The organism is Kribbella voronezhensis (genome assembly GCF_004365175.1).
Lineage (GTDB): Bacteria > Actinomycetota > Actinomycetes > Propionibacteriales > Kribbellaceae > Kribbella > Kribbella voronezhensis.
In genome coordinates, this window is the sequence record NZ_SOCE01000001.1 from 2,608,105 (window position 1) to 2,630,668 (window position 22,564).

A 22,564-nucleotide genomic window follows, 5' to 3' on the forward strand; every position below is an offset into this window, starting at 1 on the left:
TCACAAGCTATTGACCAAATGCGGCATATTGACCAGGTCTGTCGGCGGGGTTAACGTCTGGCGGAGCGGATCTCGTGTCCGCGAGCGGCCGGACCCGACCGGCCGTCCGCACTGCCCGAGCGCGTACTGCGGTACTGCGCTTGTCCTCCTTGTGGTCCATCGACTCACTTCGGAGGATGGCAATGGCGTTACGCAGTTTCGGATCTCGCCTGGCGACCGCGGCGACTGCCGCAGTACTGGTGCTCACCGGTATGACCGTGTCGGCAGGGCCCGCGCTGGCCGCTGGTACGACGTACTATCTCGACGCCGACGCAGGCAACGACGCAGCGGCCGGTACCAGTCCCACGTCGGCCTGGCGAAGCCTGTCGAAGGTGAACGCCTCGTCGTTCCAGCCGGGCGACAGCATTCGCTTCCAGGGCGGTGATGTCTGGCACGGTGGACTGACGATCAAGTCGTCGGGCACCGCGGCGGCACCCCTCACGATAGGTGCCTATGGCACCGGTCGTCCGCTGATCGCCGGGGACACCACCGTGGACGCGACAGTCCTGCTGGACAACGTCCACGACGTCCAGATGACCGATCTGGAGGTGACCAACAGCACCGACCTGTCGGTGTCGAAGTCGACGACGTACCGCGGGATCTTCGCCATCGCCAAGGACCTCGGCGACGTGCCGGGCATCGTGATCAAGAACAACTACGTCCACCACGTCGACGGCAAGGGCGGACCGGTGATCGGCAAGGGTGGCATCGCGGTCGGGGTTCGCGGCAACAGCGTGCCGACCTGGTACTCCGGACTGCGGATCGAGAGCAACGAGGTCGCGCAGATCAACGCCTACGGCATCTCGACGTTCACCACCTGGTGCGCATCCTGCGAGATCTATCCCGCGGAAACCGGGATCCCGACGACCGAGGTCAGCTCGAGCCGGAAAGCGTTCACTGGATCGCTGTTTCTGAACAACTATGTGCACGACGTGACCGCGGGCGGCATCACCCCGCAGTACGTCGACGACGCGCTCGTCGAGGGCAACACGGTCGACAAGGCCGGGTCGCAACTGAAGGTCTTCGCCGGCAACAACGCCGGGATCTGGTGGCAGGGCACCAACCGGATCACCGTTCAGTACAACGTGGTCCGGCGCCAGGGATACGGCAGCTTCAACGCTCCGGATCCGGTCGACGGCATGGCGTTCGACGCGGACATGGGATCGACCAACTCCGTGGTCCAGTACAACTATGCCGACTCCAACTCCGGCGGCTTCTTCATGTGCCTGATCTCGGCCAACAACATCACGCTCCGCTACAACGTCAGCCGGCGCGACTTCTACCGGCCCTTCTCGATCTGGAGCGGCTGCTGGAACCTGCGCGGCTACAACAACACCGTCTGGGGCACCGCCGACACCGTCACCCGGCACCGCAGCGACGGAACGACCTTCCAGCAGGGCATCGAGGCGTTCGTCCGCGACGAAGCCGCCTCCGGCAACGCCTTGTACAACAACATCTTCTACAACCCCGGCCGCGGAACCTACCGCTTCGGTTCGGACCAGTCGATGAACTACAGCCACAACCTGTACTGGGACAACTCCGGTACGCCACTGAAGCCGACCAATGATCCTGCTGCGATCACGGCCGACCCGCAGCTCACCAATCCCGGTCAGGACCTCCCCGAAGGCAAGATCGACCGGACGACTCTGCTGCAGACACTCGCCAACTACGCCCCCACCACCGGCTCGCCCGCAGGAGCAGCAGGCGTCTCGGCCGCGACGGCCCCGAAGAGCGACGGCGTGGCCAACCGGGTACCGCACGGCCGGCCCGACCTCGGCGCGGTCCAGCATCCCGTCACCAACTCCGCGTCCACCACGCTCGGCACCAGCGCCGGGACAATCGCCAACCTCACCGACGGCGACCCCACAACTTCATGGGCCACAGGCAACAATCCGGCCCTGCCGGGATCCGCATCGGTGGAGTGGAGCGAAGCTCGTACGATCGACGCACTCCACCTCGGGGTGGCGTTCGGTCAAGGACAGGGGCCGACTCTGGTCGATGTGCAGACCAAATCGGGCGGCGTGTGGACAACGCGAGTGAGCGGCCGGTCGCTGGCCTGGAGTCAGAACAGCTCGAGTGTCGAGTGGCTCGAGATCGGCCTGCCTGACGCTGTCCCGGCCGACGGGATCCGGCTGGTCATCCGAGCGTCGAACCTCACCTGGGGCCACACCGCGATCAACGAACTGACCGCGGTCGGCGGGAAGGTCGCCGCCTCGGACGTCGGTGACTACACCGGCACGAGCGCACAGAACGCTGTCGACGGCGTACCAGGCACTTCCTGGGCCTCGTCAGGGGCGACCCTCGGCAAAGGTCTCCAGATCGACCCCGGCGCACCGCAGACGGTCTCGTCGATCACCTTGTCCGCCGCGTTCGGCCAAGGACAAGGACCGACGACCGTGCGCGTGATGGCCTTGAACAACGGGGTCTGGACACAGGTCGTGAACGCCACGAACCTGACCTGGTCGTCCAACACCGCGTCCGTCGAATCGCGCACGGTGAATCTTCCGACGCCCGCGACCGGGACCACGTTCTACCTGATCGTCGACCAGGCCAACCTGACCTGGGGGCACTACGCCCTCAACGAAGTAACACTCAACTGAGCTGAAGCCCTCCCGCCTGCCTCCAGCGGGCGGGAGGAGCCGGGTCAGCCTGGCAGCAACCCGTCGGCGGAGAACAGCCGCGCGTCGACGTCGTCCAAGGCGAGCCGGAGAGCTCCGAGGACGACAGCGTCACCACCCAACTCGGACAGCCGCATCGGCGGTGCGCCCAAGCTCAGACTTTCGACCTGTGCCCGCAACGGCGTGAGCAGCGAATCGCCGGCCAGCGAGACACCGCCGCCGATCACGACGATCTCGGGATCGACGGTGAGGACGATCGCAGCGATGCCCTGAGCGAGCAGCCGGGCGAACGCCTCGACCGCCTCGACCGCCGCTCGGTCACCGTCGGCCGCCGCGGCGAACAGCCGTTGGGCGGCGTGCTCGGCGTCGGCGGGATCACCGGCGGCCCGGATCAGGTTGCGGGGTGCCTCGTCCCAGCCGAGGATGTCGAGCGCCCCGATCTCGCCGGCCAGGCCGGCCCGTCCCCGATGCAGCGCGCCGTTGATGATCAGGCCGGCACCGGTTCGCATGCCGGCCAGCACGTACAAGACGTTGTCCGCCTCGCGCGCGGCTCCTCGCCAGTGCTCGGCGACCGCGGCCAGGTTCGCGTCGTTCTCGACCCTGACCTGGCACGACAACACACTGCCGAGCCGACGGCCCAGATCGATGCCCGACCACTGCGGCAGGACCGAGATCTCGACGCGTCCGGTCGGACTGACCACACCGGGTGTTCCCACCGTCGCCGCCACCACGTGGGTCCCGGCCACCTCCGCAGTGCCCAGTACTTCGGTCAGCGCCGCGCGGCCGACATCGAGTCGGTCCGCGGCACTGGCGGACTCGTCGACCGTCATCCGGGTGGAGGCGACCACCTCGCCAGCCAGGTCGGCCAGGGCGGCCCGCACGGTATGGGCGCCGATGTCGATCCCGGCCACGAATCCCGCCCGGGCCCTGAACCGGAACCTCTTGGCCGGCCGGCCGAGGCTTCCCGACGCCGCCGGCGGTTCTTCCTCCACCAGCCCCTGGCTCAGCAGTTCCTCCAGCTGAGAGACCACGGTCGGCCGCGAGAGGCCGGCCGCGCGCGCCAGTTGAGCCACCGTCACGGCGCCGGCCGAACGCAGCGTGCGCAGGGTGGACACATGGGTCAGCCGCCGCAAGGCAGCAACTGTGTGGCCACTCACTCCCAGCTCGGACATTGCACAACCCTCTCACCTGACAGCCGCGCAGCGCTCCGCGACCACCGAGGCACCCATTTATGAAGCGCCGATCTATATTGCGACATCAGACATTGACCCTATCAGCCAGGTGTCCTACTCTCGGCGAAGCGCGATATATGAATCGGCGCATCATAAATAGCCGCTGCCGTCTCGCCAGGGCATCCAAGGAGGACCCGCGAGCCGGCCGTAGCTGCCGACCGGTGGGAAGCCGGCCGTTTCGGGCCGGCCGGCTTCCCCCTCACGAAAGGCCACGACGTTGACAAGCCATCTCTCTCGCCGCCGGTTCCTGGGCGGCGCCACAGCCGGAGCGGCCGGGCTGGCCGTGCCGGCCCTGACCGGCTGCGCCCCGTCGGCCACCTCCGCGGGCAGCACCGGCGGCAAGCAGGTCACCCTGCAGGTGATGTACGAATCCAACGAGGTCACGCCGAAGATCATCAGCGACTTCGAGACAGCCAACCCGGACGTCAAGATCAGCCTGATCAAGAACGACAACGCCCGCTTGCTGTCGATGCTCGCCGCGGGCCAGGCCCCCGATCTGTTCGAGGCGGTCGGCGTCTGGGACGCGCCGTACTGGGCTGCGCGGCGCAAGATCGAGCCGCTGGACTCCTACCTGCAGAAGAGCAGCGTCCTCAAGGTCGACGACCTCAATCCGGTCAACGACATCTGGCGCTTCGACGGCACCAAGCAAGGCACCGGCCCGTACTACGGCCTGTGCAAGGACTACTCCCAGGACGGCACGATCTGGGTCAACAAGACCGTCCTCGCCAAGGCCGGGATCGCTCTGCCGTCGGTCGAGAAGCCGCTCAGCTACGACGAACTGCTGACGATCGGGCGCGCGGCCACCAAGAAGCGCGGTGCCCAGGTCGAGACGTTCGGACTCGGTTGGTTCGGCACGCCGCGGCTGCTGAACCTCCTACCGATGGTGGAGAGCATGGGCGGCAAGCTGTTCTCCGACGACTTCACCGAGCTCGACTTCACCAGCGACGCCTCGCTGCGCGCGCTGGAGTGGTACTGGGCCGTCGGCAAGGACGCACTCGCGCCAGGACCTCGCGCCAAGCAGGCCCAGTCCGACGACGCCCTGTACGCCGCGGGCCGCGTCGGCGCCATCCTCGCCGGCTACTGGTTCACCGGCCGGCTCGGCGAGGAGAAGGTGCGCGATACGTCGTACATGCTGCCCGCGCCTCAGCTCGGCCCCACCAGGGTCAGCCCGACCTACTACGGCGTCGGCATGGTGATGTCCGCGGAGTCGAAGAACAAGGACGCTGCCTGGCGGTTCATGGAGTACTTCCTCGGCGGTAAGCCTGCCGACGAACGGGCGACCGCCGGCTGGGGACTGCCCGGGCTGAAACACCTCAACGACAAGCTGCCCCAGAAGCAGCCGTACCAGCAGCGCTCGTACGTCGTCCAGCAGCACGAAGCGCCGTACATGAAGGTCCTTGCCTTCAGCCCCTTCGCGACGAACGGCGCGCTGCAGACTGTCATCGACGACAAGTTCGCCGCTGCGCTCGGTTCCGGTGACGTACGTGGATTCGCCCGGACCATCACGTCCGAATGCAACAAGTTGCTGGCCGAGGGCAAGGCGCAGGTGTCGTGACGCTGGGTATCGTGACCCGAGTCCGGCCGGTACCGCAGCGCCGGGCAGCGACGTCCGCCCGGCGACGGCGAGGCCGCCAGTTCTGGCTGTTCACCTCTCCGTGGACGATCGGGTTCGTGCTGCTCGGCATCGTCCCGCTGGGCTACGGCCTGTGGATGAGCTTCACCGACTACAGCGCCGTGTCACCGAACTGGCACTACGTCGGATTCGACAACTACGTGCGAGCGATCAGTGACCCCGGCGTCCTGAAAGCCTTGGCCCGTACTGCGGTGGTGCCGTTCGTCGTCGTCCCCTTGACCGTCGGACTCGGGCTCGTGCTGGCCGTGCTCGCCAACCAGAACATCCGCGGGCAGGCGATCTTCCGGATCATCTTCTACCTACCCGTCGTCGTTCCGCCGGCAGCAGCCGCCCTCGCGTTCCGGATGCTGTTCGAGCGCGATGCGGGTGCGGTCAACGGTGTTCTCGTCTCGCTCGGGCTCTCGCCGGTCGACTGGCTGAGCGGCGGCAACGCGCTCATTGTCCTGCTGTGTCTGCTGGTGTGGATCGTCGGCGGGAACATGGTGCTCTCACTCGCTGCTCTGCAGGACGTTCCCACCGAGGTTCTCGAAGCGGCGCGCCTCGACGGCGCGGGCGCATCCCGCCGGCTGGTCAGCGTCGTGATTCCGATCATCTCTCCGGTGCTCTACTACCAGGTGCTGATGGGATTCGTCGCCGCGGTGCAGATCGCCGTACCGGCCCTGTTGCTGGGTGGCCTGGGCAGCGGCTTCCCCGAGGGCCTCGACGTGATCATGGTCCACATCCTGCGGGAGTTCTGGTCGTTCGGCCGGATCGGCTACGCCTCGGCCCTGATGTGGTTGCTGTTCCTGCTGCTCCTGGTCGTCTCCTTCGTCCTGGTCCGCGTCAGCCGCCGGTTCGTCCACTACACCGTCGATCCTGAGGACCAGACATCATGACCTTGCGACTGACCGGCCGAGTGCTCACGTACGGCGTACTGGCCGGGTTCTCCTTGCTGTTCCTGCTCCCGATCGGGTGGCTGTTCGTCACGGCACTGAAGACCGGCGCCGACCTCGCGTCGTTCCCGGTCACCTGGTGGCCGGCGGATCCGCAATGGGGCAACTTCACCAAGGCGCTCGACTACGTGCCGTTCGCCGGATACCTGCGCAACTCGGTGACCGTTTCGGTCATCTTCGCGACGCTCGCGACACTGACGTCGGCTCTCGTCGGCTACGGGCTGGCCAGGATCAAGGGCGCCGGCCGGTCGGCCCTGTTCAAGTTCATGCTCGGCACCATCCTCATCAACAGCCTGGTGACGATGCTGCCGACGTTCATCATGTTCTCCCGCGCGGGTCTGGTGAACACCTACATCCCCTGGGTGGTCTGGGGCCTGGCCGCACCCACCTACCTGGCGTTCATGTTCCGCCAGTTCTTCGCCGCACTACCGGCCGAACTCGAGGAAGCAGCCGTCATCGACGGTTGCTCGCGGGTGGGCATCTTCTGGCGGATCGCCTTGCCGCTGGCCAAACCGGCCCTGGCCACCGCCTTCATCCTGTCCTTCGTCGGCACCTGGGGCGACTTCATCGCACCGCTGTTGTTCCTCGACAGCGACACCACCACCCTCGCGGTCGCCGTGGTCAACGGGTACGTCGATCCCCAGGGCGGCACCCTCAACAACCTCATGTCGGCGGGCGCCCTGCTGTACACCGCGCCGGTCATCCTCCTGTTCGCCGTCACTCAGAAACTGATCATGCAGGGCGTCGCCACCAGCGGACTCAAGTAGAGGAACCCTTATGACGAACACGAAACCCGTCACGCTCGCCCTGGTCGGCGCCGGGCTGCGGGGCACCCACTACGCGCGCCTGGCCGTTGCCACCGGCAACGTCCGGATCGCCGCCGTCGCCGAACCCGATCCGGTACGCCGAGAGCGCGCGGCCGCCGAGTTCGGCGTACCGGCGGATTCGAGCTACGACGGCTGGGAGTCGCTGGCCGGCGTACCGAAGGTCGCCGATGCCGTGATCATCGCCACCCAGGACAACGAGCACACCAAACCAGCCATCCGCTTCGCCGAACTCGGGTATCACCTGCTGCTGGAGAAGCCGATGGCGCCCACCGAGGACGAAGCACGCCAGATCGTCACCGCGGCCGAACGAGCCGGTGTCATGCTCGCCGTCTGCCACGTACTTCGGTACACCGAACAGACCCGGATCATCAAGCAGCTCATCGAAGGCGGCGCCGTCGGTCAGGTCATGAACGTGCAGCACCTCGAACCCATCGGCTGGTGGCACTTCGCCCACTCCTACGTCCGCGGGAACTGGCGCCGGGCAGCGGATTCGTCCTCGATGCTGCTCGCCAAGGCGTGCCACGATCTCGACTGGCTCGCCTATGTCCTCGGCCGGCCGGCGATCAAGGTCTCCTCCTTCGGTGGACTCACCCACTTCCGCCCGGAGAACAAACCGGCCGATGCCGCCGGCAACTGTCTGGACTGCCCGGTCGAGAACACCTGCCCGTACTCCGCGCCGCGGCTGTATCTGGGCTGCCTCGGCGATACCGCCCGGGAGCACTGGCCGCTAGGCGCTGTGACCAGCACTCCGACCCGGTCCGCCGTCCTCGATGCGTTGCGCAACGGACCCTATGGACGCTGCGCCTACGACTGCGACAACGACGTCGCCGATCAGCAGGTCGTCACCATCGAGTACGAAGGCGGGACCACCGCAACGGTGACCGTCGTCGCCTTCAGCGTCCTCGGTCACCGCAAGACCCGCATCTTCGGCACCCACGGCTCGATCGAGAGCGACGGCGACACCATCGTCACCCACGATTTCGTCACCGACGCCCGGCAGGTGCTACCGGTCAACCCCACCGGAGCCTCCGCCGCGGACGGCCACGGCGGCGGCGACGAGCGCCTCATCGAGGCCTTCGTCGCAGCCCTCGTGCACAACGATCCCGCCCTGATCCTCACCGACGCCCGCAGCTCGCTGGCCAGCCACCAACTCGCCTGGGCAGCCGAAACCTCCCGCCACCACAACCAAGTCACCAGCCTCAGGCAGTAGACCGTCTGAATCAGGCCAGGGCGAGGAAGAGCTTCTCCAGCTTGGCCAGGTCGACGTCGCTGTCCTCATCGGTGAGGCATTGCTGCAGGCCGGTGGCGACGATGGCGTAGCCGGCGCGGGAGAGCGCCTTGTTCACGGCGGCGAGCTGGGTGAGGACGGACTCGCAGTCGGCGCCCTCCTCCATCATGCGGATCACACTGCCCAGGTGTCCGTGAGCGCGCTTCATGCGGGTGATGATCGGCTTCAGTTCAGTGGGTTCGAGGTCCATCAGTGTCCTTCCTTCTCACCCAAAGCGGCCAGGGCCGCGGCCAGGCGTTCGCGCGCGTCTGCCGCGACCTTGGCGACCGGCTCGCCGACGTCGCCGGCGAGGGAGACCAGCGCGGCCGGGTCGAAGGCCTCGACGACGGTGGTCCGGTCGTCGACGGCTCGCACGACGACGTTGCAGGGCAGCAGAGCTGCGATCGAAGGGTCGGCCTGCAAGGCCTCGTGGGCCAACTGGGGCCGGCACGCGCCGAGGATCACCTGCGGGACGACGTCGACGCCGAGCTTCTGCTTCAGCGTTGCCCGTAGGTCGATCTCGGTGAGCACACCGAATCCGACCTCGCCGAGCTGAGCTCGGACGGCCTCGACCGTCTCTTCGTACGGTCGGTGCAGGGTGGTCGAGAGTGTGTACGCGGTCATCTTCGCTGTCCCTTTCCTGGCGTCTCCAGTCCAACCGTACATCCCCCCGGGGGGATGTGTTACGTTGGACATCGTATCCCCCCCGGGGGGATAAATTGCCGACCGCAGCCCAGGAAGGAACCACCGATGCCGGAGATCACCATCGACCAACTCGCCACCGCCCTGACCACCGGCGCCGCAGTGGTGGACGTCCGCGAGCCCCGCGAGTACGCCGACGGCCACGTCCCCGGCGCGGTCAACATCCCGATGGGCCGCCTGACCGGCCGGCTCGGCGAGCTCGACCGATCGGCGCCGGTGTACGTCGTCTGCGCGACCGGCAACCGGTCGTCGGCGATGACGGACCTGCTGATCGGAGCCGGTTTCGACGCCTACAACGTCACCGGCGGCACCGTCGCCTGGACGCGGTCCGGGCGACCGACCCAGAAGTGAGAGCACGATGAGTGACCACAGCACCCCCACCCCAGTGACTGAAGCGTCGCGCCCGCGGTCGGCCGGCCCGACCATCCGGATCGTCGACACCCCCTCGCTGGGCGACCGCAGTTATCTCGTGCACGACGGCGAGGTGGCGTTCGTCGTCGATCCGCAGCGCGACATCGACCGCCTGCTGGAGATTCTCCGGGCCGAGGATGTCCGGCTGACCCACGTCTTCGAGACGCACATCCACAACGACTATGTCACCGGTGGTCTCGCGCTGGCCCGAGCCACCGGAGCGCAGTACCTGATCAATGCCGACGACAAGGTCTCCTTCGACCGGACGCCGATCGAGGACGGCGAACTCATCGAGATCGGCGACCGGATGCGGGTGCGCGCGATCCACACCCCGGGCCACACCTTCACCCACTTGTCCTACGCCCTGACCGACGTCGACGAGCCGATCGCCGTCTTCACCGGCGGGTCACTGCTGTACGGCGCGACCGGACGGCCCGATCTGCTCGGCCCGGACCACACCGATGCCCTGGTGCGCCACCAGCACGCCTCCGCGCACAAACTCGCCGAAGTACTGCCCGACGAGACCGAGGTCTACCCCACTCACGGGTTCGGTTCCTTCTGCTCCGCCGGCCAGTCCGAGGCAACCGAATCGACCATCGGGCAGGAGAAGCGGGCGAATCCGGTTCTCACGCAGGACGAAGAGGACTATGTCCGTGATCTGCTCGCGGGGCTGGCCGCCTGGCCGGCGTACTACGTGCACATGGCACCCGCCAACTCGTCCGGACCGGCCGCTCCGGACCTGTCCCTGCCCGAGCAGGCGGACGCGACCGAACTGCGGCGCCGCATCGAGGCCGGCGAATGGGTCGTCGATCTGCGGATCCGCACCGCCTTCGCGGCCGGTCACGCCCCCGGCACCCTGAACTTCGGTCTCGACGGCGCGTTCGCCACCTACCTGGGCTGGCTGATCGCGTGGGGCACGCCGGTGACCTTGCTGGGAGAGACCGCGGCCGAGGTCGCCCAGGCCCAGCGCGAGCTGGTCCGGATCGGAATCGACCGGCCCGCTGCCCACGCCACCGGAGGGCCACAGAACTGGAGCACCGACGCACCGGCGTCCTTCCCGACCGCGACCTTCGCCGATCTCGAGCAGGTCCGCCATCACCGCGAGGTCGTCGTCCTGGACGTCCGCCGTGCGGACGAGTACGGGTCCGCCCGGATCGAGGGCGCGGTCAACCTCCCGATCCACGAACTTCCCCGGCGACTCGCAGAGGTCCCGGCCGGAGAGGTGTGGGTGCACTGCGCAGCCGGCTACCGCGCCTCGATCGCAGCGTCGTTCCTCGATGCCGCGGGACGCCGGCCCGTCGCGATCGACGACCAGTTCGAGAACGCCGCGAAGGTCGGTCTCCACCTCGTCGGCCCGCAGGCGTGACCGAGCAGTGACGATCGTCCTGGCTGCCGTCGCCGGAGCGCTCATCGGGCTCAGCCTGGGTGCCCTGGGCGGTGGCGGCTCCATCCTGGCAGTGCCGGTGCTCAGCTATCTGCTCGGCCAATCCGCCGTACAGGCGACCACCGGCTCGCTGGTTGTGGTCGGCGTGACCTCGGTGGTCGGCGCGATCACCGCCCACCGTGCAAGCAGTGTCCTGCTCGGCCGTGGCGTCGCCTTCGGAGTCGTCGCGATCGGCGGCGCCTTGCTCGGCGGGCACCTCTCGACACAAGTCCCACCGGCGGTGCTGATGGCCTCCTTCGCCGCGCTCATGCTCGTCATCGGCGGCGTGATGACGTGGCGTCAACTGCACCACTCCCGTCATCCCCGGATCGCGACCCGGCCGGCGCTCGACGACCCGATCATCACCTTCGCCCCCACCTTCGCCTGCGCCTGCCCGCGGGCGCTCAAGGTACTCCTCACCGCCACCGTGGTCGGCCTACTGACCGGCTTCCTCGGCGTCGGCGGCGGTTTCCTGGTCGTACCTGCCCTGGTCCTGTCTCTCGGTCTCCCGATCCGGTACGCGGCCGGGACCTCCTTGGTCGTCATCACCATCACCAGCGCCGCGGCCCTGGTCGCTCGCACCGGATCCGGCGCGAGCCCGGACTGGGCCGTCGTGATCCTCCTCACCGCCGTCTCAGCCGGCGCGGCGGTCCTCGGCGCCCGCTTCGCCGGCAAGGTCGGCAACGACCGCTTGTCGGCCGCCTTCACCGTGCTCGTTGTCGTCGTCGCGCTGTACACCGCGGCACGAGCGATCCCCGCCCTCCTCTGACCCACCCGGCATCATCGCCACCACCCCACCGAAGGAGAACCACAATGTGCCGACCCGTCACCTGCAAGACCTGCGCCAAGACCACCTGGGCAGGCTGCGGCCAACACGTCGCCCAGGTCAAGGCGATGGTCCCGGCCGAGCAGTGGTGCCCGGGCCACCCGAAGGCCGAGCGGCAGGGCGGCAGCTGGCTCAACCGGCTCCTGGGCCGCTGAGCGTTTGAAGCAATCGCTCGAACCGGCGCCGATAAATATTCGCCATTCGATCGATAAACGCCCGGTACGTACGAATACATTGCTCGATACTTACTTTCTGCCGGTGCCGTCGGCGGCGGAATCTGGGTAGTGATCACCCATGCCGGTCGAGCTGTTCCGGCTTATTCGGCAGGGCATTCAGGCGGCGGACAGGTGCCGACGGCATCGGAGTACGTAGTTATTCGTTTGTTTAAGAACCTCCCCGACAATACCCCGAAGAATGTCTTGGAATTCGTGGATCGTGGTGCTCTAATGACGGGGCGCGGACGGGCCCACCGCGCTTTCGATTCCATCGATTCGACGGAGGAAGTCATGGACAAGAAGGACGTCAAGCCCGAACCCCGCAAGGTGCTCGTGCGCAAGCTCGAGAAGCTGGAGACCACCGTGCTGATCATCACGGACCCCGGCTGCCGCAACGCGGCCTGCGGCTGATCGTCGCGATCGGGGCGTGGAGCACCCGCGCCCCGATCGTCCGGCCGCCCGGTCAGGGCCGGCCGTACTTCCTGGGGAGGGGACAGACATGCGACGGCCACGGATCAAGGGCATTCACAAGCCGGTGCGGCTCACGCCCACGCTGATCAGGATCGGCGGCGCACAGGTCGGGATCGGTGCGGAGATCGACGACGAGGACGGCATGATCTGGCGGCTCCTCGCGCTGATGGACGGCAGCCGTGAACGCCCGGCGATCACAGCGGCCCTCATGGCCGACTTTCCCGACCTGACCGATGCCGAAGCCGCGGACGCCCTGCAGGCGATCATCGACGCCGGGTACGTCGAGGACGCCGCCGCCGAGCCGCCGTCCAATCTCAGCCCGGCCGAAGTCGACCGCTACGACAGAGCCATCCGGTACTACGCGTGGGTGGACCTGACCCCCCGCAGCTCTCCCTACGAGGTCCAATCCCGGCTCAAGTCGTCCCGAGTCGTCGTCCTCGGCCTCGGTGGCACCGGATCAGCCGTCGCCTCTTCACTCGTGGCCGCAGGCGTCGGCCAGGTGCACTGCGTCGACTTCGACACCGTGGAAGCCGGGAACCTGACCCGCCAGCTCCTCTACACCGAGGACGACATCGACCAGCCGAAGGTCGCGGTCGCGGTCGATCGGCTCAGCCGGATCAACTCCCATACCGAGGTGACCGGCACCGAGCTCCGGATCGACTCCACCGACTCGGTCGCCGCCTTGATGCAGGACGCCGACCTGCTCATGCTGTGTGCCGACCAGCCGATGTTCGTCATCCGCGAGTGGACCAACGAGGCAGCCCTGCGCACCGGTACGCCGTGGATGATCGCCCAGTACGCCGGTCCGATGGCGGTCGTCGGCCTCTACGTTCCGGGGGAAACCTGTTGCCCTGCTTGCCTTCCGAGTGTGGAGGACCGCCTGAAGGACAAGCACGGCACCGACCCGGAAGACCTGTTCCCGTTCGAGGGGCATGCCGTGATCGCACCGACTGCCAACCTCACCGGACACCTCGCCGCGCTGGACGCCGTCTACCACCTCGGCGGTATCCCGACCAGCACGCGCGGCGGCATGTTCCACCTCAGCCTCACCGACCTGACCTACCACTACGTCGTCCGCCCGACCGCCGGCAAGAAGTGCGACACCTGCGGCTGGGTCGGATGATCACCCTCGACGCCGACAGCCGGCTCGCCGTCGGCCACCTCATCGTCCGGCAGGAGAACGAGGACGAGTACGTCGTGGGCGATCCCGCCACCGGCACCTTCGTCGTCGTCCCCGAGCTCGGCGCCCGCCTGGTCGAGCTGTTCGCGGCCGGCCGGACCGTCGCCGAGGCCGCCATGGCGCTCGAGCAGGAGACCGGCGAGCCGATCGACGCGCTCGACTTCGCCGAGGTGCTCGTCGAGGCCGGGATCATCAACGACCAGGCCGAAGCAGCCAGGGCGAAGGTCTGGTCGGTGTCGCGGATCCCTGCCTGGGTGGTGAGACCCCTGTTCGGCAAGGTCGCCTGGACGTTCTACGCCGGCTGTCTGCTCACCACGCTGTGGATGTTCGTCGCCGAGCCGTCACTGCGGCCGACGTACGAGGACACCTTCGTGTTTCCCGACATCGCGGCCAGCCTGCTGCTGACCAACGTCGTGGTGGTGTTGCTGACGATCCTGCACGAGATCTGGCACGCCTTCGCCGGCGCCGCTGTCGGCGTACCGTCGCAGCTCCGGCTCGAGCGGCGCGGGGTGTTCCCGGTCCTGGAGACGGATCTGTCCGGTCTGTGGGCGTTGCCGCCGGCCAAGCGGTACGGGCCTTTCCTTGCGGGGATGGGGATCGACAGTGTCATCCTGTTCGCCGCGGTCGCACCACGATACGCCTGGTCGCACGGCTGGATCGAGCTGCCACCGGGTCTCATCCGCATCCTCGCGATGGTCGTGCTCAGCCAGGTCGCCAAGCTGGCCTTCCAGACCTTGGCCTATCTGCGCACCGACATGTACCTGGTGATGGCGACCGCGACCGGCTGCAACAACCTGCACCAGGTCACCCGGCTCTCGCTCAAGCGGCTGGTCCGCAACTTGCGGCCCGACGAAGCGGTCATCCTGCGCGACGCGAATCCGCGCGACCTCCGGGTGGCGCGCTGGTATCGGCTGCTCTATCTGGCCGGCCTGATCTGGATGGTGTTCTTCGCCTTGCAGTTCGTGCTGCCGAGCGCGAAGGTGGCGCTCGGCTGGTCGCTGGGCATCCTGTTCGGCGCGCCGATCGCCAGTTTCTACTGGTGGGAAGGGCTGCTGCTGATCAGCTTCACGCTGCTGGACGTCACGCTGCCGCTGTTCGTGGTGGTCCGCAACCGGATCCGGGCCAGGAGGGCAGTCGCATGAGTCAACCGCTGGTGAACCGGCTGCGGCCCCACCGGATGGGTCTGGCGGTCGGCATTCTGGTCACCGTGCTCAGCGTCCTGACGATGTCGAGCCTGGCGTTCGGCGTACTGCTGAACCAGTTCGACGACAAGACCGCGCTGCCGTGCGATCAGGTGCCCGGTACGCCGGAACCGTTCGAGGGCAACAATCACATCGCGTACCAGGGCGCGTCGCACGCGCCGTACAAGACGAAGCCGCCCACCTCCGGGCCGCACTCGCCACGTGTGGTCATCCCTGGGATCTACCGCGAGCCGATCCCCGAGGAACTGCAGGTGCACATCCTCGAACACGGTCACGTGCTGATCCAGTACGCCGCCGACGTGGCGCCCGGCGAGGTCGAGAAGATCGAGCGGATCGGCCGTCAGTACCCGCGAGACGCCGTCGTCGCGCCGTACCCGACACTCGACCACGGCATCGCCGCCACCGGCTGGCAGCGACTCCAGCGGTTCGACACGTACGACGAGGCGGGCCTGCTCGACTTCGTCACCAAGGTTGCCAACCGCTACAACCACGGCTGGCGCAACAAGGCGACCGACTGTGTGAGCCCTTAGGGGTCGACCAGTTCCACCGAGGCGGCGTGGCGTTGGGCCAGGTGGTGGTAGACGGTGGCGTTGTGGTCGACGAAGAGCTTGGCCGTTCCTTCGAGCGGAATGACCTTCTTGGCCGGGCTCCCCAGGGCGACCGATTCCGGTGGAATCACCGACCCGGGCGTGACCGTTGCGCCTGCCGCGATCAGGGTTCGCTCGCCGATCACCGCGCCGTCGAGGACGATCGCGCCGTTGCCGATCAGCGCCTGCTCGCCAACTGTGCAGTCGTGTACCAGGCACTGGTGACCGACGGTGGCGTTCTTGCCGACCTCGCAGACGCCGTCGCCGACGTGGATCACCGAGTTGTCCTGGATGTTCGCGCCTTCGCGGATGACGATCCGGCCGAGGTCGGCGCGGATCACCACGCCGTACCAGATGGAGGCGCCCTTCTCGACGACCACGTCACCGACCAGGGTGGCGGTCGGCGCGATCCAGGCTTCCGGGTGCACGGTGGGGCTGACGCCCTCGAACGAATACAGCGGCATGATCAGGAGACTATCCGGATCTTGCGGACCAGTACCGCGCCCGCGACGGTGACCGCCGCGGCCAGGCCGTAGAGGACCGGGTAGCCACCGGCGTACTTGACCACCGGAGCGGCGATCGCCGGGGCGATCACCTGAGGCAACGAGTTGGCGATGTTGATGACCCCCAGGTCCTTCGCCCGGTCGCGCGCGTTCGGCAGCACCTCGGTGAGCAGCGCGAAGTCCACCGACAGATAGACCCCGAACCCGATCCCGAGGATCACCGCGCCGACCAGGGCAGCCGTCCACACCGGCCAGACGGCCAGCACAAGGGCTCCGCCCGCCATCACCACACCGGACCAGGTGACGAACACCTTCCGCCGGCCGAGCCGGTCGGACCACGTCCCCGATCCGACCGCGGTCAGCAGTACGCAGACCGAGTAGACCGCGGTGAGGATCAGTACGCCGGTGTCCGGATCGCCGTAGCCGACGGCGTCCTGGAGGTAGAAGAACAGGTAGAGCGTGCCGAGACCGTTGCCGAGGTTCAGCAGGAACCGGGTCAGCCAGGCCCAGGCGAAATCCGGATGCCGCGACGGGCTGATCCAGAAGCCGGCGAAGAACTCCCGCCAGACCAGCCTCGGCCGCTCGACCAGCCGCTCATCGCCACTGCCCAGCAGGTAGGGGATGACCGAGACCAACAGGAACGCCGCACATGCGAGATAGCCGGCCCCGATGCCGCCCACCACGGTCGCCAGCCCCACACCGACCAGCGCGCCGAGAGTCTGCGCCAGAGCGACCCAACCGCCGACCGCGCCGCGTTGCACCTTCGGCACCCGGTCCGGCACGGCTGCCGTGATGGCCGCGAGCAGCGCGTTGCAGAACAGTTGCACAAGGCACCAACCGAGCAGCATCCAGCCGATCGCACCCGCACCGGCCAGCACCAGCAACCCGGCCGCTCCCCCGAGCGCGCCGGCCAGAACCCAGGGAACCCGGCGGCCCCAGCGAGCCGTCGTACGGTCGGAAAACGCGCCGAACAAGGGGTTCGCGGCAACCGAGACCGCGGCGCCGACGCCAGTCACCAGGCCGAAGACGAATTCTTTGTTGCCAGGGGCAATCGCATCGGACTGCTTGGCCAGCAGTACCTGGATCGGTCCCAGCCAGGCCGCGAAGACACCGACATTCGCGAGCACCACAGCGGTGGTCCACCGGCCCCGGACCGCGACCACCGGCTCCGCGAGCGCCGGAGCCAGCCCGGGCGTCATCCCCGGCTCTTGGTGATCAGGTCGCGGTACCAGTGGTACGACGCTTTCGGCGTGCGGACCTGGCTCTCGAAGTCGACGTGCACCAGACCGAACCGCTGGGAGTACCCGGCGGCCCACTCGAAGTTGTCCAGCAGCGACCACTGGAAGTACCCGCGGACGTCGATGCCGTCGTCCATCGCCTTCCGGAGCTCCCGCACGTACCCGTCCAGGTAGTCGATCCGGCGCTGGTCCGCGATCTCGCCGTCGACCGGACCGTCGTTGATCGCGCAGCCGTTCTCGGTGATGTAGAGCGGCGGCAAGCGGTCGCCGTACCGGTTCTTCAAGGTGCGCAGGATCTCGCCGAACGCCTCGGGCACGATCGGCCAGCCGAAGTCCGTCTTCGGGTACTCGTCGATCGGCCGCGGTTCGAACGGCAGCCCCTCGGGCAGCGGGAGACCGTCGGTGGCGGCACTGTCCGGGTTGCCGGTCGGCGCGCCCACCCGCGTCGGCGAGTAGTGGTTGAGGCCGAAGAAGTCCAGCGGGGTCGAGATCACCTCGAGGTCCTCCGCGACCGGTCCGGGCATCGCCTCGCCCAGACCCTCGGGATAGCGCCCGAGCACGATCGGATCGGCGAACAGCCAGTTGATCAGGTTGTCGTAGAGAGCGGCCGCCTCGACGTCCTCAGGGCTGTCGCCGGCCGGCCAGGTCGGCGCATGGTTGGTGGCGATCCCGATCTCGGCAGCACCACCGGCCCGCAAGGCCTGTACTGCGCGGCCGTGCGCGAGCAACTGGTGATGCGCCACCGGCAGCGCCTCGAACCCGAGTGCCTTGCCGGGCGCGTGGCCACCGACGGCGTACCCGATCAGCGTCAGCACCATCGGCTCGTTGATCGTCATCCACAGCGGCACCCGGTCCGCGAACCGCTCGGCGAGGATCGAGGCGTAGTCCGCGAACCGCGAGGTGATGTCGCGGGACAGCCAGCCGCCCGCGTCCTCCAGCGGCTGCGGGGTGTCCCAGTGGTACAGGGTCGGCGCCGGCGTGATGCCGGCTCCGAGCAGTTCGTCGATCAGCCGGTCGTAGAAGTCGAGCCCGGCGGGATTCGCCGGGCCCTGACCGGTCGGCTGGATCCGTGGCCAGGCGAACGAGAACCGGTACACGTCGACGCCGAGATCCCGCATCAGCGCCACGTCCTCGGCGTACCGGTGGTAGTGGTCGCACGCCACCGCTCCGGTGTCGCCGTTGAGGATCCGGCCCGGTTCGGCGCAGAACGTGTCCCAGGTCGAGGTGCCGCGACCGCCCTCGGTCACGGCCCCCTCGATCTGGTACGCCGACGCCGAGACGCCCCACTTGAAGTCCGGGCCGAAAATGAGTGGCTCAGCTGTCATTCGCATCATCCTCATCGGGTTTGGCGGCAGGTGCGTCCTGCGGCCTCGGTGGCTCGACCTTCCGGACGATCACGGCGGTGCCGTAGGCGGCGACCTCGCTCATCGTCTGGGCGATCTCGTTGCAGTCGAAGCGCATCGCGAGGATGGCGTTCGCACCCATCTGCTGGGCCATCTGGCACATCCGCATCACGGCCACGTGCCGCGACTCGGCCAGCATCTGGGTGTACTCCGGCACCTCGCCGCCGCCGAGCGAGCGGAAGCTCGCGGCGAAGTTCGAGCCGAAGTCGCGGCTCCGCACGGTCAGCCCGAAGACCTCGCCGAACACCTTCTCGGCCGTGTACCCGGGCAGGTCGTTCATCGTCGAGACGAGCACCGGGTACGGCGAGCCCTGCGGCGCCACGTGCGGCACGTTCGACTGCTGGGTCGGCTGCTGTGTCGGCTGGAACGGGGCACCGGGCGCCTGGCCGTAGCCCGGTTGCCCGTAGCCCTGCGGCGGCGGGCCTTGCTGGTAACCGGGCTGCGGTGGCGGCGGCGCGTATCCGGGCGGCGGGCCCTGCTGGTAACCCTGCTGCGGCGGGTACGGCGGCTGGTTCGGGTGCGGGTTCGGGGGAAAGTTCTGGTTCATGCGGTCATCTTTCCAGCCCACAGGTCGTCACTGGCGGAAGACCTGCAACTCGTACAGGGAGTACCCGTACGACGTCGCCCGCTGTGTCCCGGTGACCCGGACGTAGCGGGCCGGGGTCGCGCCGAAGCGAGCCACGTCCTCACCACCGTCCCCGTTGCTGGTGGCAAACACCTGCTGCCAGTTCACGTTGTCCCGGGACACCTCGACCCTGTACGCCGTGGCGTAGGCGGCCTCCCAGTTCAGCACCACCCGGCGGATGGACTGCTCGCTGCCGAGGTCCACCTTCAGCCACTGCGGATCCGACCAGTTGCTCGCCCACCGAGTCGTCGGATTGCCGTCGACGGCGTTCGGTGGTGGCGAGTTGAACCAGCCGGTCTCCGCACTGCTCGCCGTCGCCGTCTTCCCCAGCGCCAGGTTGCTGACGTCATCGCCCCGACGGGCCGGGAACTCGACCACCTGCTGGTACGTCGGCCGGTTGACCCAGGCCATCCGGTCCTGGGTGATCCCGCCCATCGGCTGGTGCACGATCTGGTCGGCGCAGAACTGGTCGCCCGCGGCGCAGTCCGCCGTCGCCGGGTACGTCGTGGTCGCCGGCACCCTCGTTGCTGCCAGCAACGAGTCGGACAGCACGGAGCGACAGGCCGCCAGCGAACCGCCGCCGCAGAACGTCACCGGCTGAGCGGTCTTCACCGGATCGCCGAGAACCTTGCGCAGGTCCCGTTGGACGAAGCCCCACCAGCCGTTCTGGAAAGCGGACCCCTGTGCGCTCGGCCGCTCGTCGATCTTCTGAGTACGCACCAACGCGTTGTAGAGATCCGGACCAAGCCCTTGGAACTCGGCCGGCACCAACAGCGGCCACCACGCGTCCAGAATGCGAATCGCCTCGGCATGGTCATAGGTCTTCGACGCCTCGTTCGGCGTCTTCCGGTGACTGCCGGCCGCCTGCCACGCCTGCAGCTTGGCAACGGCGTCCGCGACGGCAGGGTCCGTGATCGGCGCGCTCTTCAGCACCCGGAGCAGGTACGGCAGTACTTCGTCGCCGCGCAGGTCGACCGTCGCCGCGCTCTCCATCGCCTCGACCAACTTGCCGCGGGTGAACTTCTGCCCCGACGAGATGACCGACTTGATCCGGTCGTCCAGCGGCTGGCTGCGATAGACCGAGTTGTAGCCGAAGTTGCCGTCGGCCGCGGAGAACCCGGGTGCCTGCTTGTTGTTCCAGCTGGTCAGGTAGTCCTGGTTCACCACCTGCGGATGCTGCGCGACCGGGGTGTAGGTCGCCCGGTTCGTGTCCGGGTTCCAGCCCTGCCACTCGTACTGCGGGTAGCCCCAGGTCGGCAGGTTCGGGTCGGCCCCGTCCGGGCGGACCGGGTTGTCGCCGGAGTTGAAGTACGCGATGTCGGTCTTGTCCGTGTAGAACCAGTTGAACGTGTAGCCGATGTTGCTCGCCGCGCTCTTGAAGTCGGCCGCGGAGTGGATTCGGTCCGGGTCGTTCAGCTGCATGAACCCGAGCGCCGAGCCGGCCTCGTTCCCGTACGTCGAGCGGTTGCTGGTGAACAGCACCGGTTTGCCACCGACCGTGCCGCGATGCGTGACGATGCCGAGTTTGGTGCGCTGGGCAACCAATGTGTACGAACCGGCCGGCTCCGACGAGCCGAGGCTGGAGTACCAGGCGTTGTGGCGTTCCAGCTTCTCGATCGGCAGACACTGGCCTCGGAACACGTAGTACGTCGAGGCCTTGGTCGGTGTCGAGCCATCCGGCTCACACAGCGGTACGGCGTACGTGTCGGTGATGTCCTGGCCGGCCGAGGTGGCGCTCCAGGAGTAGTCGGCGCCGTGGCCGATCAGCGTGTAGAAGTTCAGGCCGGCGAAGGCGATGCCGCGGGAGCTGACGCCTGGTCCCTGGAGTTCCTGGCGGAGCAGGAGTTGCGGCGCGAAGTACCCGGTCTGGGGTCCGTAGACGGCGACCGGGTTGCCGCTCTCGGTGTACCGGCCGGAGACCATCAGGGCGTTCGACATTCCCTTGGGACCGAAGCCTTCCGGGAAGACGCCGCCGTTGAAGATGCCGTGCAGCGATTCCTTGCTCTGCGTCTTGTTCGGCGGCTTGATCCCGGTGCTGCTCTTCGGTGCGACCGTCGCGGTGGTCGCCGAGCCGGTCTGGTCGACGACCTCCGGCTCGGGCGTCACCGAACCGCGGTCCGGCATCGCGCGACCGGCCGGGTTCGCACTGGTCGTGCCGTACGGGAAGGTGGTTCCGTTGTGCACGGTCGTCGGCGCCTCGGGATCGTTCTGCGAGCGGAACGACTCCCAGACCTTGGTGCCCTGCGCCACGCCGTACTTCGCCTGTGCCTCCAGCAACGCGAGTGCGGAGGCCATCTCGCCGCCACCACCGGTGCCGAAGATGCCGGCCACCACCGCGGCCGTGGCGACCACGTCGGTCACCTTCCACGGCTGCGGCGTCGGCAGACCCAGGGCGACGTACTCGCCGGGGTACGCGATGCCGACCGTGTTGATGTAGTAGTTGACGCCGTCGACCCAGGCCTGGATGTCCTTCTGCATCTTGAGACCGTCGGCACCGTAGAGCTCGTCGGCATTGTCGAACTGCCGCTGCAGATCCGCCTCGGTGTACGGCGCGGTCCGCCAGAACTCCTGCTCGAACGCGCGGTTGGCCGCCGCACCACCGGCGAACGGCGTCAGCTGGCCGCGACCGAGATGCCGGAAGACGTCCATCACGAACAACCGGTCCTGGGCGCCGGCGTAGCCCGCGCCGAACATGGTGCCCTCGCGGGTGGTCCCGGTGATGTGCGGGATGCCGCGCGACTTGTCCCGAACGATCGTCACGTCGGGCCGCGGGCTGTAGGTGCTCGCGACATCGCCCGGCTTCACCCCGAACGACGAGTCGTCGTAGTACGGGTCGAGGCCGTCGTCGGTCATGCCCTGGGAGTTCCACACCAGCCGCTCGTACGGCTTGACGGTGTCACTGAAGTGCGGCGGACGAGTCCCGAATCCCTTGAAAAGAAGGAGATCCGTGAAGGTGGCGTTGCCGTTCTGGCCCGGCGGCAGAATGTCCGCGCACTGTCCGACGCAGTAGTCGGTGGGTGCCGCGGCTTGGGTCGCCAACGGTTCGGCTTGGCTGGGCGTTGACAGTGCGAGGGCCAGCAGCGCGCCGACGGCCAGCGCGGCGGTCGTCGTACGGGCTCTCGTCCTGCGGGTGGTGTGACCACGGAATGCTGGGCGGCGCGGTCGCGTCACGGGGTCCTCCCTGGGGGATCGTCGAAAGGAGACGGCAGGGAACGTCTGGACCGACTGTG

20 protein-coding genes are annotated in these 22,564 nt (G+C 67.9%); 12 read left to right on the forward strand and 8 right to left on the reverse strand.

Translation table 11 applies throughout. The features are described 5' to 3' along the window. The first annotated feature begins 182 nt into the window (after nt 1-182). Nucleotides 183-2,639 carry a discoidin domain-containing protein gene (locus tag EV138_RS11785; RefSeq protein WP_166678556.1) on the forward strand — a complete coding sequence of 819 codons (2,457 nt, stop codon included), beginning with the start codon at nt 183-185 and terminating at the stop codon, nt 2,637-2,639. 44 nt (nt 2,640-2,683) lie between these two features. Here the strand turns inward: EV138_RS11785 and EV138_RS11790 are convergent, their stop codons facing one another. After that, complete coding sequence (locus tag EV138_RS11790; RefSeq protein ID WP_133978604.1) at nt 2,684-3,829, reverse strand: ROK family transcriptional regulator; 1,146 nt, start codon at nt 3,827-3,829, stop codon at nt 2,684-2,686. A 277-nt stretch (nt 3,830-4,106) separates the two neighbouring features. Between EV138_RS11790 and EV138_RS11795 the strand changes: the two genes are divergently transcribed. From EV138_RS11795 to EV138_RS11810, 4 genes are read left to right on the forward strand one after another with little or no spacing between them, the layout of a single operon-like run. Beyond that, nucleotides 4,107-5,444: an extracellular solute-binding protein gene (locus tag EV138_RS11795; RefSeq protein ID WP_133978606.1), complete on the forward strand. Its 1,338-nt coding sequence runs from the start codon at nt 4,107-4,109 to the stop codon at nt 5,442-5,444. Between the two features lie 11 nt (nt 5,445-5,455). Beyond that, nucleotides 5,456-6,397, forward strand: coding sequence for a carbohydrate ABC transporter permease (locus tag EV138_RS11800; RefSeq protein WP_166678557.1), 942 nt, complete (start codon nt 5,456-5,458; stop codon nt 6,395-6,397). Next, nucleotides 6,394-7,221: a carbohydrate ABC transporter permease gene (locus tag EV138_RS11805; RefSeq protein ID WP_133978611.1), complete on the forward strand. Its 828-nt coding sequence runs from the start codon at nt 6,394-6,396 to the stop codon at nt 7,219-7,221. Before EV138_RS11800 ends, EV138_RS11805 begins: the two co-directional genes overlap by 4 nt. Nucleotides 7,222-7,231: 10 nt before the next feature. Next, nucleotides 7,232-8,491, forward strand: a complete 1,260-nt coding sequence (locus EV138_RS11810) for a Gfo/Idh/MocA family protein (RefSeq protein ID WP_133978613.1) — start codon at nt 7,232-7,234, stop codon at nt 8,489-8,491. Between the two features lie 10 nt (nt 8,492-8,501). Here EV138_RS11810 and EV138_RS11815 read toward each other — a convergent pair whose 3' ends face one another. Beyond that, nucleotides 8,502-8,759, reverse strand: coding sequence for a metal-sensitive transcriptional regulator (locus tag EV138_RS11815; RefSeq protein ID WP_133978615.1), 258 nt, complete (start codon nt 8,757-8,759; stop codon nt 8,502-8,504). Beyond that, a complete protein-coding gene (locus EV138_RS11820) occupies nt 8,759-9,172 on the reverse strand; it encodes a DUF302 domain-containing protein (RefSeq protein ID WP_133978617.1) in 414 nt (137 codons plus the stop codon). The genes EV138_RS11815 and EV138_RS11820 overlap by 1 nt, the downstream gene beginning before the upstream one ends. A gap of 126 nt (nt 9,173-9,298) precedes the next feature. Here EV138_RS11820 and EV138_RS11825 point away from each other — a divergent pair, with 126 nt between their 5' ends. The 7 genes from EV138_RS11825 (at nt 9,299) to EV138_RS11850 (ending at nt 15,508) form a co-directional block, all read left to right on the forward strand. Continuing rightward, complete coding sequence (locus tag EV138_RS11825) at nt 9,299-9,601, forward strand: rhodanese-like domain-containing protein (RefSeq protein WP_133978620.1); 303 nt, start codon at nt 9,299-9,301, stop codon at nt 9,599-9,601. Between the two features lie 7 nt (nt 9,602-9,608). After that, nucleotides 9,609-11,027 (forward strand): MBL fold metallo-hydrolase, encoded by a 1,419-nt coding sequence (locus EV138_RS11830; protein ID WP_133978622.1) that lies wholly within the window; start codon nt 9,609-9,611, stop codon nt 11,025-11,027. Nucleotides 11,028-11,034: 7 nt separating this feature from the next. Next, the gene (locus EV138_RS11835) at nt 11,035-11,853 is read left to right on the forward strand and encodes a sulfite exporter TauE/SafE family protein (protein WP_133978624.1); all 819 of its coding nucleotides are present in this window, start codon (nt 11,035-11,037) and stop codon (nt 11,851-11,853) included. Nucleotides 11,854-11,897: 44 nt separating this feature from the next. Then, nucleotides 11,898-12,065 carry a DUF8730 family Cys-rich protein gene (locus tag EV138_RS37240; protein ID WP_166678558.1) on the forward strand — a complete coding sequence of 56 codons (168 nt, stop codon included), beginning with the start codon at nt 11,898-11,900 and terminating at the stop codon, nt 12,063-12,065. Between the two features lie 559 nt (nt 12,066-12,624). Continuing rightward, nucleotides 12,625-13,719, forward strand: a complete 1,095-nt coding sequence (locus EV138_RS11840) for a HesA/MoeB/ThiF family protein (protein WP_133978626.1) — start codon at nt 12,625-12,627, stop codon at nt 13,717-13,719. After that, nucleotides 13,716-14,918: a hypothetical protein gene (locus tag EV138_RS11845; RefSeq protein ID WP_133978628.1), complete on the forward strand. Its 1,203-nt coding sequence runs from the start codon at nt 13,716-13,718 to the stop codon at nt 14,916-14,918. Before EV138_RS11840 ends, EV138_RS11845 begins: the two co-directional genes overlap by 4 nt. Beyond that, nucleotides 14,915-15,508, forward strand: coding sequence for a DUF3105 domain-containing protein (locus EV138_RS11850; RefSeq protein ID WP_133978630.1), 594 nt, complete (start codon nt 14,915-14,917; stop codon nt 15,506-15,508). The genes EV138_RS11845 and EV138_RS11850 overlap by 4 nt, the downstream gene beginning before the upstream one ends. Here EV138_RS11850 and EV138_RS11855 read toward each other — a convergent pair. The 5 genes from EV138_RS11855 to EV138_RS11875 are packed head-to-tail and all read right to left on the reverse strand — an operon-like array spanning nt 15,505 to nt 22,505. After that, complete coding sequence (locus EV138_RS11855) at nt 15,505-16,029, reverse strand: gamma carbonic anhydrase family protein (RefSeq protein ID WP_133978632.1); 525 nt, start codon at nt 16,027-16,029, stop codon at nt 15,505-15,507. The two genes, EV138_RS11850 and EV138_RS11855, sit on opposite strands and share 4 nt — an antisense overlap. A 2-nt stretch (nt 16,030-16,031) precedes the next feature. Next, nucleotides 16,032-17,267 (reverse strand): MFS transporter, encoded by a 1,236-nt coding sequence (locus EV138_RS11860; protein WP_133978634.1) that lies wholly within the window; start codon nt 17,265-17,267, stop codon nt 16,032-16,034. Next, nucleotides 17,264-18,631 carry a GH1 family beta-glucosidase gene (locus EV138_RS11865; RefSeq protein ID WP_133978636.1) on the reverse strand — a complete coding sequence of 456 codons (1,368 nt, stop codon included), beginning with the start codon at nt 18,629-18,631 and terminating at the stop codon, nt 17,264-17,266. The genes EV138_RS11860 and EV138_RS11865 overlap by 4 nt, the downstream gene beginning before the upstream one ends. Then, nucleotides 18,621-19,256 carry a YbjQ family protein gene (locus tag EV138_RS11870; protein ID WP_133978638.1) on the reverse strand — a complete coding sequence of 212 codons (636 nt, stop codon included), beginning with the start codon at nt 19,254-19,256 and terminating at the stop codon, nt 18,621-18,623. Before EV138_RS11870 ends, EV138_RS11865 begins: the two co-directional genes overlap by 11 nt. 27 nt (nt 19,257-19,283) lie before the next feature. Next, nucleotides 19,284-22,505, reverse strand: coding sequence for a penicillin acylase family protein (locus EV138_RS11875; protein ID WP_133978641.1), 3,222 nt, complete (start codon nt 22,503-22,505; stop codon nt 19,284-19,286). Nucleotides 22,506-22,564 lie beyond the last annotated feature (59 nt).